This is a genomic window from Anaerocolumna chitinilytica (assembly GCF_014218355.1).
GTDB lineage: Bacteria > Bacillota > Clostridia > Lachnospirales > Lachnospiraceae > Anaerocolumna > Anaerocolumna chitinilytica.
On record NZ_AP023368.1, the window covers coordinates 4,403,599 to 4,418,403 of the forward strand.

Sequence of the window (14,805 nt, forward strand, 5' to 3'; positions counted from 1 at the left end):
AAAAATGGAGAACTTCCCTACGGAAGCTCTCCACCCTAAAGCCAAATCTTGAAACAGTAATTAAACTGCCAACCGGACACTTATTATTTTCTTTTTCTATCCTACATAAAAATCACTAAACTTGTCAAGTGTAATGTGACTTATATTTTCGGTTCTTATTTCCCTGCTTCTATATGTATTCTGGTAAATCCAGAATAATATGTCACTTTTCTTCTAAAAATTAATAAAATATAGTACCACCTTATGGTGTGCCATAGATATAGAGAATCCCATGTTAATGACAGAAAATTGATTGCGAGGAATGATATTCATGGAGAGAACTCAATTATTATTTAGAACAGCCCCAGGTTCACAAGCTTTAAGCGGCGGAACCACAACAACTTTAACTTCCGATTTTCCAAACGGAATAGCTGTATTTCATTATCCAATTATACGCATACTATTTGGCAATAGAACATCTTCCGGTTCATCGGTAACCTTTAACCTCATTATGCTTCAAGGTCCGGAGCTGATTGGAAGACTTGATTCTGTTACACTCAGTCCTGGCGAGTCATTTACCAGGACTTATGAAGTGCCAGGATTAGCACTTATCATAGATGCTAGCAATAATGGTACTTCCGATAGTTATGTGGATGCTTTTCTTTATGGATTTGGTCCTAATAAAGACTGGAATTGCTGACATTGAAAATGGGGGCTGTTATAAAGTTAAGATTATCAGAGCTTACTCCGCTAAACTTACCCTTAGTAACAGTCCCCCGCATATATTTATCCACATATAGCTTACATTCCGGCATATTTTTCCACCGGAATGTAAGAATATCACCAAACATTATGTTATGAATAGCAAACTCATTATGATAGTTCAAACATACCGGTATATAACTGATAGTATTTTCCTTTTTGTCCTATCAGACCGTCGTGATTGCCTCTTTCGATAATCTCTCCGTTTTCCAATACCATAATGGCATGGGAATTACGTACGGTAGATAATCTGTGAGCAATAACAAATACTGTTCTGCCCTCCATTAATCTGTCCATTCCCTTTTCTATAAGAGCTTCCGTTCTGGTATCAATGGAAGAGGTAGCTTCATCCAAAATTAATACCGGCGGGTCTGCTACGGCAGCTCTTGCTATGGTTAGAAGCTGTCTCTGCCCCTGGGAAAGGTTCGCTCCGTCTGCAGTTAATAACGTATCATAGCCCTTTGGCAGATGCTTAATGAAAGAATGAGCATTGGCAAGTTTTGCTGCGGTGATAATCTCTTCCTCCGTAGCATCAGGCTTCCCGTACCGGATATTCTCCATTACCGTACCGGTAAAGAGATGAGAATCTTGCAATACCATAGCAAGAGAACGTCTTAAATCATCTTTTTTAATTTTATTGATGTTAATTCCATCGTATCGGATTTTGCCGTCCGGTACATCATAGAAACGGTTAATCAGATTGGTTATCGTGGTTTTTCCGGCACCGGTGGAACCTACAAAGGCAATCTTCTGACCTACCTTGGCATAAAGAGATACACCGTTTAATACCGTTTTTTCTTCATTATACCCAAAGGTTACATTGTCAAAATCTACTTCACCTTTTACTCTTGTAAGGCTTACGGTTTTGTCTTTATGAGGATGCTTCCAGGCCCAGATACCGGTTTTATCTTTTGTTTCCACAAGATTACCGCTTTCATCTTCTCTTGCATTTACTAAAGTAACATAGCCGTCATCTATTTCCGGTGTTTCATCTATCATATTAAAGATTCTCTCTGCTCCGGCTAAAGCTGCCAGAATAGAGTTAAACTGCTGTGACATCTGTGTAATAGGCATAGAGAAGTTTCTTGTATACTGTAAAAAGGCAACCACCGCACCAATTGTCAGATGTCCTGAAATTGAAAGAATTCCTCCAAATATTGCTGTTATGGCATATAAAATATGGGATAAGTTACCCATTATCGGCATCAGCACACTGGCGGAAGCATTGGCATTCGTTGCAGCCTCACAGAGCTTACCGTTTATCTTTTCAAAATTCTCTTTTGCTTGTTTTTCATAACAGAATACCTTTACCACTCTCTGTCCTTCAAACATTTCTTCAATGTATCCGTTAACTTCACCCAGATACTTTTGCTGTTCTTTAAAACGCGCTCCGCTTCGTTTTCCTATTGTCTTAATAATTACAATCATAACCATGACCATAAGAACCACAAGTATTGCAAGCTGCCAGCTGAGATACAGCATCATTATAAAGACACCGGTTACACTGATGGCAGAAGCGATAAAGTTCGCTACCGTATTACTGAACAGCTCTCTTAAGGTGTCCGTATCATTGGTATACCGGCTCATGATATCACCATGGGCATGGGTATCAAAATATTTTACCGGCAAGGATTCCATCTTCCGGAACAGGTCCGTACGAATGCGGTATAGGGTTCCGGTTGCTATGTTAAGCATAACTCTGCTATATATATAAGTTGAGACAACTCCCGTGAGATAGATTCCAGCCATGATAAGCAGTGTCTTTATAAATCCCGCAAATAATACTGCATCATACTGTTTTAACATTGGTGTAAGATAACCATCTACTATCTTTTTCAGATAAGCGGTTCCCATGATCTGTGCCACGGAGCTCACTGCTATTCCTACAAGTACAAGCCCAAGCTGTAAATGGTACTTTGACATATATTGAAAGATTCTTTTTAAAGTCTTGCCGGCATTCTCTGGCCTGCTGCCGGGTCTGACTGCTTTTCCTTTTTTCAAATTCAACCTCCATCTGCTAACATTCTACTAACAATCAATAACACTAAGTAAGAAAAATGTCTCTATTTTCCAAAACACCGCAAGTTTGTGCCGAGGATTTCGCAGGCACATACTTGTGTAAGAAAAATGTCCTTTATTTTCCAAAACACCGCAAGTTTGTGCCGAGGATTTCGCAGGCACATACTTGTGTAAGAAAAATGTCCTTTTATTTTTCTTACTATGCGCCTTTCTGCTGGGACTCATAGACTTCTTTATAAATTTCGTTATTTAATAACAACTCAGCAGGTGTATCGAAGGCATCAACAGCACCGTCTTCTAATACAAGCACTCTGTCTGCATCGCTGACGGAGGATATTCTCTGAGCAATGATGATCGTGGTGGTACCGCTTAGTTTTTCCTTTAAGGCTTCTCTTATCTTTTTATCGGTGGCTGTATCTACGGCACTGGTAGAATCATCCAGAATTATAATTTTGGGTTTTTTTAGCAAAGCTCTGGCAATACAAAGTCTCTGTTTCTGGCCTCCTGATACATTAACCCCGCCCTGTCCAAGCTGGGTCTCATATCCTTCCGGAAAAGACATAATAAAATCATGGGCCTGAGCAGCTTTACAAGCCTCTTCTATTTCTTCTCTGGTAGCCTCCTGATTTCCCCATCTTAAATTATCTAGGATAGAACCGGAGAACAGGACATTCTTTTGAAGCACCATTGCTACTTCACTTCTCAAATGCTCCAGCGTATAGTCTTTTGCATTATGTCCGCCTACGATAATTTCGCCTTCTAGTACATCATAAAGTCTTGGTATAAGCTGCACCAAAGTTGTCTTGGAGGAACCGGTTCCGCCTATAATTCCAATGGTCTCGCCGGGTTTTATGGATATATTTACATTACTTAGTGTAAGATTTTCTTTGTCTTTCGCATAGCTGAACGCTACATTTTTAAATTCAATGGAGCCGTCTTCTAATTGCAATTTTCTATCGGCACCTGCATCACTTAAATCAATATTTTCTTGCAGCACTTCATATATTCTTGTCATAGAAGCTCTCGATATAATCATCATAATAAAAATCATAGAAATCATCATAAGAGACATCAAAATCTGACCAATGTAGTTAACAAAGCTGGATAATTGTCCGATTTCAAATCTGCCGTCGATAACCATATTTCCGCCAAACCAAAGAATAGCAATCATACAGCCATACATACTAATCTGCATGATTGGATTATTCAGAATAATCAGCTTTTCTGCAAATACCTGAGCTCTTCTTACTGCATCGGCGGAAGCTTCAAACTTTTTAATCTCCTGGGGTTCTCTAACAAAGGCTTTCACAACACGGATACCCGTTAGGTTCTCCTGTACATCATTGTTCATCCTGTCATATAAACTAAGCATCTTAACAAATCTCGGATGTGCATTGCTCATAATTAGACCAAGGGCAACCGAAAGTACAGGAATTGCTACAAAGAATACCCCAGACAGTCTTCTGTTAATAAGAATAGCCATGATAGTAGCTCCTACTAACATTACCGGTGCTCTGGCAGCCATTCTGATTACCATCATAAAAGCATTCTGGGTATTGGTAACATCTGTTGTAAGTCTTGTAATCAGGGAAGAGGTAGAGAATTTATCTACATTGGAAAAAGAAAAATCCTGCACCTTATCAAACATGGTTTTTCTTAAATTTTTGGCAAATCCCATTCCGGCCTTAGCGCCGTACTTCGCACCCAGCCGTCCAAAGTTCAAGGATATTAGTGCCATGAAAACCATTAAAGCCCCCATCTTTACAACATAACGAATGCCGCCGTCTCCCAGTATTCCCTTATCAATCATACTGGCCATTACAAAAGGAATTAAAATCTCCATTATTACTTCCCCAATCATCATTAATGGGGTAAGTATTGCATATTTCTTGTATTCTCCAACACAAGCAAGAATCTTTTTATACATCTAAACCTCCATGCTGCCAATGCACCTCAAATTTAGGCATCAGCACAAATTTGTGTAAGAAATCACACCGCTACTTTCCTGCAAACATTTCTATGTTTTGTATACTTTTCTTCAACAGTTCCTTAAAAATTGACTGTTCTTCTTCCGTCATATCGGAAACAATGACGTTTTCTAACTTAAGGATATAATCTTTCAGAAATATAGATAATTCCCTTCCCTTTTCCGTCAGCCATACCCTCTTCACTCTGCCGTCAAGAGCATCTCCGCTCCTTCGCACCAGGCTGCTGCGCTCCATATTCTGAAGAATGCTTGTTACACTGGAACGCTTCAATTCAAACATAACCTCAATATCCTTCTGGTTTGCAGGATTCTCCTCTGTAAAGCCATCTAAGAATTTTAAAACTTTCACCTGTTCAAAGGTTATCTTATGGGCTATCAGATTCTCATCCGCTAAATATTTGATATTCTTCGCAAGCTTTTGAATATAATATCCATAATCCCCCGGATGCTCTTTACTGGAATTATTCATTTTGAAACCATGCCTTTCCAACAGATAAAACCCTGGTTACTGTTAAAGTTACAGTACATAAACTTTCACATACCACCTACCCGCTTCACAACTTTCATTCTTCTATAGTTAGAAGTCTAACAATTAGTATATTAAAAAATAGTTGCATTGTCAACTATAATTTTGCCATTATTTTTATACAGACATAAAACAACAGTTGCATAACAGGGTCAGCCAGCACAAACTGGTACATACTTTACCTAATCCCTCCATTGTCCTGCCATAGCCTTCACCCATATTTTCATACCAGATTCCTCCGCCTTCCATTCTCTTTAGTAGAATCTGGTACTGCAGGTTATCCGGTTCTAAAGCTGCTGCCATTCTGGCTGATTCTAATGCCGTAACATTATTTCCAAGACCTTGGTTGGCAAGTGCATTATAGAAATGCCATGGGGCATTCCTCTCAGGGACAGATTCCAGCACTGTTACAGCCTCCCTGTAGTTACCTGCATTGAGATAGCTAACGGCAGCTCTTAAACTCTGCGGCTCCTCATAACTCTGGTATTGTCCATAACCAAAAGGCCCATACCCATAGGTCCCCTGAGTGCTGTTATAGGTTCCCTGATTATATGTATTTTGTCCATAATCCTGTCTGTATGCACTTTGAGAATAACTTGAATAATTACCATTCTCCCTGCTCTTTATTATACTGTTATAAGCCGCCTGTATCTCCTTAAAGCGCTCTTCTGCCAGTGCTTTATTCGGATTATTAATATTAGAATCCGGATGATATCTACGGCTTAAGGAACGGTATGCTTTTTTAACATCATCATCGGAAGCCTCAGGGGTTACTCCTAACACTTTATAAGGATCCGTAAACATAATTCCTCGCAATCTGCTTCAGACAAGTATGAATTATTAACCATAATTCATACACATGGGCTGGTATGGTGCTGGTATGAATATTAATCGCATAATTCATACTCATTGGCTAGTGTGTTTCTAGTATGCATTTTTAATTACATAAATCATACTCATTGGTTAGGTATGATTACTTGTAAGAATTATGAAAGCATAGTTCAGTTCATACATATTAATTGAGAATGGTGGTCGGTTCGTACCTGTTAGCTAAGTATAAAGGTTTAACTTGTATTATTGATAATCTAAAATCATATATTAAGGCAATATTTCATTTTCTAGCTTTTCTTTTGTACTTCTATCCATCTGGATTCTGTCAAACTTAGACCATACTCCGGCATACAGGATATTTCGCAAAATATCTGCATTTAACAGTATGGGAAGCTTCTCAAATTCTCTGGCACAATCTGACATCATAAGATTTAGAATTTCCCTCTTGTCTACTTCCTTTTCCTGCAGCAAAAAGGGGTTATAACTACCGCTCTTACTATCCTTCTCCGTATCCTCACTGGCATCGCACAGATAGATGAACTTTCCAAGATAAAAGCCTACTTTTTTCAAAGTATCCGCCCATTCATCTTTTTTGTATTGAAAGATTTCACCTAACATCTCCCCGGTAAGACCTGCTGCCGTATCAAGATTCGGTTCCTTCTTCTTTTCACATTCCGTAAGAACTTCCATGTAGTGAGATACCGCATTGGTCTGCCTGGGGTATTTCTTTATCAACTTATGATAATTTCTTTCCAGCATTTTGGCAAGAGAAAGTTTACTAAAATCTTTATCATCCCGCCAGTCATCCATCAGGTTATGATATGCTAATATTATATTCATGTCAGCGGCATATTCTGTTATCTCATTCAACCGCATTGGATGTTTTCTCCCCGGATGTGCAATGCAGCGGTGCGCCTCTCCCTTTTCCTCCGGTTCATAGAGACCGCTGAGTAAGACTATGAGAAAGGTCATATCAAAAGTTAAAGTCGCTTGTCCAAGCATTCCGTACTTATGCTTTAATACATTGCACAGACCACAATAATAAGAATGATATCTCTCATAATCTTTTATTTTCATTTCCGGTTTATTAATGGTTACATAACCAAACATTCTGCTATCTCACCTTACTCTTTCACTAACTTTTACGAATAAATTCCGCGTGACACTTTGGACAGGTTATACAGATCTTTCCTTTTCCCTTGGGAATCCTTATCTTCTGCTTACAGGTAGGACACCTGTATATATGATATTTTTTGTGCTGCTCACCTTGTCCCTTTAAATTCTTAAACAAACTTAAAAATCTATCTTTTTGAAATATAAATTTCTGGTTTTCATTATATCTCTTATTGATATTTCTTGAAAACATTCTAACATAACAAATGATTAAAATTAAGAATGAAATTGAAGAAAGAATACTGCTTCTTACAAAGGTAGACAATAGCATAACAATAATACCCGTCCAAATAAGAAATTGTCCTAACTGGTCCATCCCATATCTGCCAATCATAAACTGTCTGAATTTTTCTTTCATCTTATTTTACCAATTACCGCCACTCGTTCTTAGAAGGAGAATGTGGCATCCTTTCTTTTCTATTTTCCTTCCAGTTATACGTAAAGACCTGTGGTTAAGATCTGCTTTCATATATACTTAAAGCTAAATAATTATAAGTCCATTAAACACGATACAGCAGTAAACGTACATTGTCAATGGAACTGAATCATTCTTAATTTACTTTTTATACATATCAGACTTTTTTCATGAATTGGCTTATGTTATACTAAATAAGTTACAAATATATAATAATAACCTTCAAAAAAGGAGCTATATATGGATTGTAGAATCGGGTGCGGCGCATGCTGCATCGCCCCTTCAATTTCTTCCCCTATTCCTGGAATGCCACAGGGTAAACCAGCCGGAGTACGCTGTATTCAACTTACAGAAGACAATAAATGCAAACTATTCAAAGATGCCAGGCGCCCTAAAGTCTGCGGCAGCCTTACTCCCTCCTTTGAAATATGCGGTACTGATAAGGAAGAAGCACTTCTATATTGGAAGAACCTCGAAGCCCTTACAAAATAATCTTAACCAGCATTTTTTCCTCCAATTATGCATATATAAAAGTAATTCCCATTATTCTGTACATTAACAGTTGGAAATATTTGAATAGATTTTTGGGTTAGTGCTTGTAAACAGCGCTACATGGAGGACTATTATGGATAATACCGATAAAACATTGCGGCCGATCGTAAAGGATCAATATTACGGAAATCTTCAGATACAGGTAGTTTGTGAAGCCGGTCGCAGGCCTATCGATACTGCTACCATTAAGATTTATGACAGACAAAATCCTGATGAACTAATAGAAAGTCTTACCACTGATATCTCCGGTATTACTAAAATAATCGCACTGAAAGCCCCATTATTGGAATATAGTATGGAGCCCTCCGAACCAATGCCATACTCTGAATATTTAGTGGTGGCGAGTGCTCCTGGTCTTCAGACAGTTATTATCGATGGAGTTCAGATACTACCGGAAACAACTTCCATTCAATTAATCCGTCTTCCAGTGCTGGACAGTACAAATGAAACCTCAAAAGTATATGTAATCGGCCCGCATTTCCTCTATGGTGGTTATCCCATAAAGGTATTCGAACCGGAGGTAAAAGAAATGCCGGAAACAGATGCTACCATCACGATACCTGAATATCTAATCGTACATAATGGTATACCAAGTGACGCATCCGCTCCGGACTATTATGTTGAATACAAGGACTATATTAAAAATGTAGTCTCAAGTATAGCCTATGCCAATTGGACAAAGGAATCCCTTTATGCCGTAATTCTCTCGGTTCTGTCATTTTCTCTTAACCGTTATTTTACTAACTGGTATCAAAGACAGGGCTACTCTTTTCACATAACTTCCTCTACCGCTTATGACCAGTTATGGCTCTTTCGCCGGAACATCTATGAGAATATCAGCATTGCTGTAGACTACATGTTCAATTTATTTTTGGCGAGACCCGGTATCCTGCAGCCAATCCTGACACAAAGCTGCCGTGGGAATATCCTCGACTGCCCTAATATGATGTCACTTTGGGGTGCCAAAGCACTGGCTGATACCGGCTACGATACCATGTATATCCTCCATTTTTATTACGGAGATACTCTTTATATCAGTTACAGCAATGACATCGACAGTGTGGATTTTCCTTGGCAGGGGGAGCCTCTAAAAAAAGGAAGCCAGGATGGAAATATACGCGGGCTGCAAAAAATGCTCAATCTCTTAGCCCGTGTTTATCCCGCAATTCCCTTATTAGAGGAAGACAATATCTACGGTCCTATGACAGAAGCCGCTGTAACGGACTTTCAGAGAATAGCCCATTTGCCGGAAACAGGGGTGGTAGATTCTGCCACCTGGTATTCTCTCACCACCTTTTATAATACTCTCATGAGTGCTGAGCAGCGCTGTCAATAATAGAAAAGGTGTACTGTGCAGAGCAAATCCGCTTTTAGCGTAGGAGCTCTGCCAGTTCTCCCATATAAACAATATGAAGTTCATGAAGGGCTCTGGTAATTGCTACGTATAAAAGTTTGGCATCTGCATCATTCTTCTCGTAATTGTTAATGTCCGGGTTCCATAAAAGTACGCTGTCAAATTCCAGACCTTTTGTCATATGAATGGGCAGTACCATGATTCCATTGGTAAAATTCATCTCCTCCATATCTTCTTTTAAAGGTTCCAGGGTTATAAATTCTTTCAGCTTACTGTGTACAAACTTAGTTTCTTCTTCCGTCCTGCAAATAACCGCCTGGGTGGTATAGCCAGCTTCCTTACTATGATTTATGATCTCGGCTGTTTTAAGAATCATCTCCGTCTCTTCTAATGCCTGGTAGATAGAAACCTCATTGCCATGTCTGATAATCGGTTCAATTTCATAAGTTTTAAAAGTAGCATGCCGTAATACCCTGCTTGCGTAATTTGATATCTCCACAGTGTTTCGATAACTTTTTGCCAGCACGTAGAATTTATCCTTCTCTTCAGAAAATACCTTCTGTCTTAAGGATTCCCAGTCGTTCATTCCGGTGTCATAATGAATATTCTGAGTAATGTCTCCCATAATGGTATAGGTACATTCTGCAAATAATTGTTTCATACAATAGAAGACGGATACTCCGAAATCCTGTGCTTCATCCACAATAATATGGCTGACAAATTCAAAATCTCTGGTTTCCTTCAGTCTTCTCTTTAGGAAGGTCAGCATGGCAAGATCATAAATGTCGATTTCCTTTGCAGTAAAATCACTGATTAACAGCTTCACCACATCGTTACCCGGTATGGAATATCCAAAACTTTTAAATTTATCTGCTTCCAACAGACTTTTTAAAAATTCCAGATACATCTCTTCCAGGTTGTATTTCGTATTTTTCTTTCCAAAGTACTCTTTGTACTTCTTCGTCTCGATACTGATTATTTCCTTTTCCTGCTGCTCTCTTTCATTTATCAGCTTAACCTTACTAACAAGGCGTTTATTTAAGAGCTCTTGCTTTTCTGACAAGGGTTTTTCTTTAAATATCGTCAGAAACTCACGTATTTCATTTTCCGGATAGATGTTTTTATCGTGATAAATGATGTCTTCCGGCCGAATAATAGTTGATTCATACCATTCCAGGTAATATTCCAAGGCTTTGATAAAGTCCAAAGAACCTTTATAGCGCTTTAATAAAGTTCTGGTATCTGACTTCTCTTTAATCTTTGAACAGCTTTTTGCAAATGGACTGATAAGTTTATATTTCTTCTTTTTCAGGTCAAAGTCCTTATCCAACAGGGAGATTAAGAATTCCTCCAGGGTCATCTGGTTGATATTATAAACATCCAGATTAGGCAGAACCCCCGTAATATAATTTAAGAGCATCTTATTACTGCCGATAATATAAAACTCATCCGAACGGCACCGCTCCTTATAATTATAAAGGATATAGGATATACGGTGCATCGCAACTGTCGTCTTACCGCTTCCCGCAACTCCCTGCACAATTACGCTGTGCCAGGGTGTATCCCTGATAATATCATTCTGCTCTTTTTGGATAGTCGCAATGATTTCACCTAATACCACCTCTTTGTTTTTACCAAGGTATTTTGTAAGAAATTCATCATTTGCTATAACATCCGTATCATAATAGTCTACCAGTTTACTTTCTGCGATCTCAAAGGTTCTCTTTAAGTCCAGTCCAATGTGAATCTTGTCACCATAAGGAGACAGATAGGAGCTTTCACCCACATCACTGTCGTAATAAACACTGGAAACAGGAGCCCTCCAGTCTACTACAATGATTTCCGTACTGCTCTTACTGACTCCGTTTTTCCCAATGTATAAGGAGAATTGTTTTTTCTCCTCCTCTTCCTCCAGTCCTTCTTTTACCTCCATCCCCAGCTCTCGGTAGTCGATTCGCCCAAAGAAAGGTTTCTTAAGTGCCGCAATATTTTTACTCAGAGAACGCTCCAAATCCGTCTGTCTGCTAATTCCCATAACAAGATCATTGTGAAGCTCCGGGTTATTGGACCGGTAATTGTCATACATTTCCTTGGTTTCGGCACGAACCTTTGTAAGTTCCGCACTCTGTGTTTCCACATTATACTGTATGATCTGTACACATTCCTTTAAATGCTCATCTTCCCTTTCCCACTCACTTCTTAGCTCTTCATGTCTTTCCGCCAAAGGGCTTTCGCCCATTTTTACATTCTCCATGATACCCTCCTATAGGTCTAGTTTGCACGGGTCTACTGCGAACTAATGGTTTAAGTCCGGTTAACAGGTTACCTGTATCATATTAAAGGAAATTTTAAAAAAATACTAGACTTTTCTTTTCAATTATGGTATCATTCATAATGTAGTTTACCTAAAGGTAAGGAAAAAGCTGTCAGACAATTCTGACAGCTTTATTTTTTTCTATTATAATCCTTCCTTGTCTTAAGACTGCTTGTAAAACCCTTACTTACACCGGTAATTCTCTTATAATATCATCAGCAAGTTTGTTTATCTCCTTTGTGCCATCTATCTTTTCATCCAATAATTCCACGATCTTAATCAGATTATGTAAGTTCCCTTTTTTCTCGTAGATTTGAATTAATAATTTCTGAAACTGTATCAGGGATATTTTCTCCGGTACGACTCCCTTTATGATTTCGGGGTGCTTCTCTGCCAGATTATCTGTAAGACTCTTCGTCAGTTGTTTATTAATTATCTTTCCATATTGGCTGATGGAAACCTTCTCCAAATCCGTGTAGATTTGTGTAAAGGATACCTCTTCTTCCCTTGTAAAGGTACTCTCATATAGTATTTCATCATAGGCTAGAATACGGTAGGAGAACTTATCCATCTCTTCCCTGTCTCTGATTCGTATCTTTGGCAGCAGTAAGCCCAGAGAACCTGCCAGCCTTTTTCTGATATCCGATAATGCTGCAAATCTTCCGGTACTTTCCTCATATGCAGCTGCTACCAGTCCGGTACCGATTTCTAGCAGCAAAGGTTCAGCCAGGATATTCTCCAATACTTCCCCAGAAGGTTTCCCTTCACTCTTTTCTGAAAAATCCATACGTTCCTCACCCTGAAACATATAGTCCAGAGAACAATTTAGAAGGTGGCTAAGAGATACTGCCAGCTCAATATCCGGATACCCCATCCCTCTCTCCCACTTCGATATAGCCTGAGGTGTAACACCAAGCCTTAAGGCAAGTTCTTCCTGGGTAAAATGATTATCTTTTCTTGCCTGTATTAATCTGTTTTCAAAACCATTCATTGCTTTCCTTCCTCCGTATAAGTACTGTTCCTTTAAGGATTATTTGATATTTAGTGTTATCATTATAATACCAGAGGATAAATGAGAAGTAAAACAACGAAAGGTTCATATGCTTCTAAACGGGAGGAAATACTTATAATCGGCTGAATCTTATATAGTTACAAAATGACGTGCCTCTTATCTAAATGGTATTGTATTTCTTATGTCCTGTTTTTATCTATTTCAGATCTGTCTTGCATCAAGCAATCTTAAAATATAATCATATATTTTATTAACAACGCTTTTATCCTTGAAGCAGAAAGCTTTGTAATCCTTCATTAAGAAATCTTCTTCCCTAGGTGATGATTGTAGAATAATATTAATCGTGTTTACAGAAGGATTAATATATTTCCGAATAGTATCGTTTACTTCATCAATCATCAATATCCTTATATCATATTCCATAAATTCTTTCATACTTGATGATAAGTATTCTATAGTGTATTGTTCCTGGAGATTAATAATCATTACATCAGGTTCATATATGCTATAAACTTGATTTAGAATATGTCTGTCTGTTATAATATCTGCCCTATCTTCATTAAAATTATTAATTGGTATTATCCCATTACAAATATCCTCCTCTGTATTTTTAGAGCATACAGAAATAGCATTATATCCATCTCTACGAAATAATGCACGCAGACTGTTGCTAATATCTTTCATGTTATTACCGGAAATATTGAGAATATTTATAGTGGGACAATTAATTACTTTCTGTTCATATTTTATCTGTTGATACTTATAATAATCTGTTCCTATCAGTAATTTATTAGAACTATGTTTTAGTTCCTGCTTTATTTCAGCAAGACTTAATTCCGGCCTTTTCTTTATAATCTCACTAACAGCAAAAGTTATATAGGGAGCAGCATAACTGTTACATAAAGATGTTACTTCCTCACATCCGTTATAGTTCTTAATCCGGTGCATACTTCCTGTAATACAATCTATGCCATCTGGTATATAGGAATTATAAATATATTCGCCAGCTTTCACTATATCCCTCAAATCACATTTAACTCCGATAACTTCTTTGAAGGAAGCAGGTGCTGTAAAAATATTTTGATTATGGCATGCCGCTACAATAATCAGACCTTTTGAAGTAACTCTTTGTATAGTTTCTTCAATCTCTTTAAAGTCTTTATAATACACCGATCCTGCACTCAAATTCACCAGGTGAATCTTCTGTTCCACACACCATTCTAATGCCCTGATCAATTGAGCTTTCAAGCCTTTTTGTGTACCTTTCGTTAGTATTTTTATACTTGATAAGCTAACTTCTTTCGCATATTTTCTGATAATAGCAGCGCAGGTTGTTCCATGTGAATTTTCATAGGTATCATAGCCGTATCTAGTTTGGATTATAAGGTCTTGCGTTATTTCAATATTATAATCCAATTGTCCGATATTATAGTAATCTTCGTTAATTCCATCATCTATAATCGCTATATGTATACTCATTGGAATTAAACTGCTTCCCTTTCGTACACTTCACATAAAAGTTCTATAATGTTGTTAATGGTTTTAAATTTACCTTGTATAATAAACTCTTGTGGAATCTTAATATTACATTCTTTTTCAAGATCAAAGTAGAGATAAAGTAAGTCTCTTGCATTAAATCCCCAATCGTATCCCAACAACTGTATATCTAAAAATGTAGCGTCTTTTTGATCAATATTAATATGAAACCTATTCAGGAAAATTCTATTTACTTTCTCATACGCCTTATCATAATTTGACGATATCCTGTCCATTTTCATTCCTTTCCTTTCTTTACTTCCTAATCCGAAGTTCAGATATTTACATACCCCACTTCAAGTGCTATACATGTAACATAGCAATGCCTAGTTCGAAATCCTTGAA

At 37.9% G+C, this 14,805-nt stretch carries 12 protein-coding genes and 1 other annotated feature; of the genes, 3 read left to right on the forward strand and 9 right to left on the reverse strand.

Translation table 11 applies throughout. From position 1 onward, the window contains the following. Positions 1–24: 24 nt before the first annotated feature. Positions 25–74, reverse strand: a sequence feature (sodium ion sensor (DUF1646 type); this cis-regulatory element may regulate processes involved in with the transportation of sodium ions). 236 nt (positions 75–310) lie between these two features. Further along, positions 311–679, forward strand: coding sequence for a hypothetical protein (locus bsdcttw_RS19200; protein ID WP_185256427.1), 369 nt, complete (start codon positions 311–313; stop codon positions 677–679). 173 nt (positions 680–852) lie between these two features. Here the strand turns inward: bsdcttw_RS19200 and bsdcttw_RS19205 are convergent, their stop codons facing one another. The 5 genes from bsdcttw_RS19205 to bsdcttw_RS19225 all read right to left on the reverse strand — a co-directional run bounded on the left by bsdcttw_RS19205 (position 853) and on the right by bsdcttw_RS19225 (position 7,214). Further along, positions 853–2,664 (reverse strand): ABC transporter ATP-binding protein, encoded by a 1,812-nt coding sequence (locus tag bsdcttw_RS19205; RefSeq protein WP_185259878.1) that lies wholly within the window; start codon positions 2,662–2,664, stop codon positions 853–855. 295 nt (positions 2,665–2,959) lie between these two features. Beyond that, positions 2,960–4,687 carry an ABC transporter ATP-binding protein gene (locus bsdcttw_RS19210; RefSeq protein WP_185256428.1) on the reverse strand — a complete coding sequence of 576 codons (1,728 nt, stop codon included), beginning with the start codon at positions 4,685–4,687 and terminating at the stop codon, positions 2,960–2,962. A 70-nt stretch (positions 4,688–4,757) separates the two neighbouring features. Then, complete coding sequence (locus tag bsdcttw_RS19215; protein ID WP_185256429.1) at positions 4,758–5,216, reverse strand: MarR family winged helix-turn-helix transcriptional regulator; 459 nt, start codon at positions 5,214–5,216, stop codon at positions 4,758–4,760. Between the two features lie 174 nt (positions 5,217–5,390). After that, positions 5,391–6,077 carry a DnaJ domain-containing protein gene (locus bsdcttw_RS19220; RefSeq protein ID WP_185256430.1) on the reverse strand — a complete coding sequence of 229 codons (687 nt, stop codon included), beginning with the start codon at positions 6,075–6,077 and terminating at the stop codon, positions 5,391–5,393. Positions 6,078–6,371: 294 nt separating this feature from the next. Next, the gene (locus tag bsdcttw_RS19225) at positions 6,372–7,214 is read right to left on the reverse strand and encodes a DUF5685 family protein (RefSeq protein ID WP_185256431.1); all 843 of its coding nucleotides are present in this window, start codon (positions 7,212–7,214) and stop codon (positions 6,372–6,374) included. 718 nt (positions 7,215–7,932) lie between these two features. Between bsdcttw_RS19225 and bsdcttw_RS19230 the strand changes: the two genes are divergently transcribed. Together bsdcttw_RS19230 and bsdcttw_RS19235 are read left to right on the forward strand one after the other, a co-directional pair. After that, positions 7,933–8,184, forward strand: a complete 252-nt coding sequence (locus bsdcttw_RS19230) for a YkgJ family cysteine cluster protein (protein WP_185256432.1) — start codon at positions 7,933–7,935, stop codon at positions 8,182–8,184. A gap of 133 nt (positions 8,185–8,317) precedes the next feature. Then, complete coding sequence (locus bsdcttw_RS19235) at positions 8,318–9,580, forward strand: peptidoglycan-binding domain-containing protein (RefSeq protein ID WP_185256433.1); 1,263 nt, start codon at positions 8,318–8,320, stop codon at positions 9,578–9,580. Positions 9,581–9,614: 34 nt separating this feature from the next. On the opposite strand, the gene bsdcttw_RS19240 is transcribed toward bsdcttw_RS19235, so the two are convergent. The 4 genes from bsdcttw_RS19240 to bsdcttw_RS19255 all read right to left on the reverse strand — a co-directional run bounded on the left by bsdcttw_RS19240 (position 9,615) and on the right by bsdcttw_RS19255 (position 14,702). Then, positions 9,615–11,852: a HelD family protein gene (locus bsdcttw_RS19240; RefSeq protein WP_185256434.1), complete on the reverse strand. Its 2,238-nt coding sequence runs from the start codon at positions 11,850–11,852 to the stop codon at positions 9,615–9,617. Positions 11,853–12,099: 247 nt separating this feature from the next. Continuing rightward, positions 12,100–12,903 (reverse strand): helix-turn-helix domain-containing protein, encoded by an 804-nt coding sequence (locus bsdcttw_RS19245; protein ID WP_185256435.1) that lies wholly within the window; start codon positions 12,901–12,903, stop codon positions 12,100–12,102. A 222-nt stretch (positions 12,904–13,125) separates the two neighbouring features. Beyond that, positions 13,126–14,403, reverse strand: coding sequence for a S8 family serine peptidase (locus bsdcttw_RS19250; protein ID WP_185256436.1), 1,278 nt, complete (start codon positions 14,401–14,403; stop codon positions 13,126–13,128). A gap of 5 nt (positions 14,404–14,408) precedes the next feature. Further along, the gene (locus bsdcttw_RS19255) at positions 14,409–14,702 is read right to left on the reverse strand and encodes a peptide maturation system acyl carrier-related protein (RefSeq protein ID WP_185256437.1); all 294 of its coding nucleotides are present in this window, start codon (positions 14,700–14,702) and stop codon (positions 14,409–14,411) included. Between the last annotated feature and the right edge of the window lie 103 nt (positions 14,703–14,805).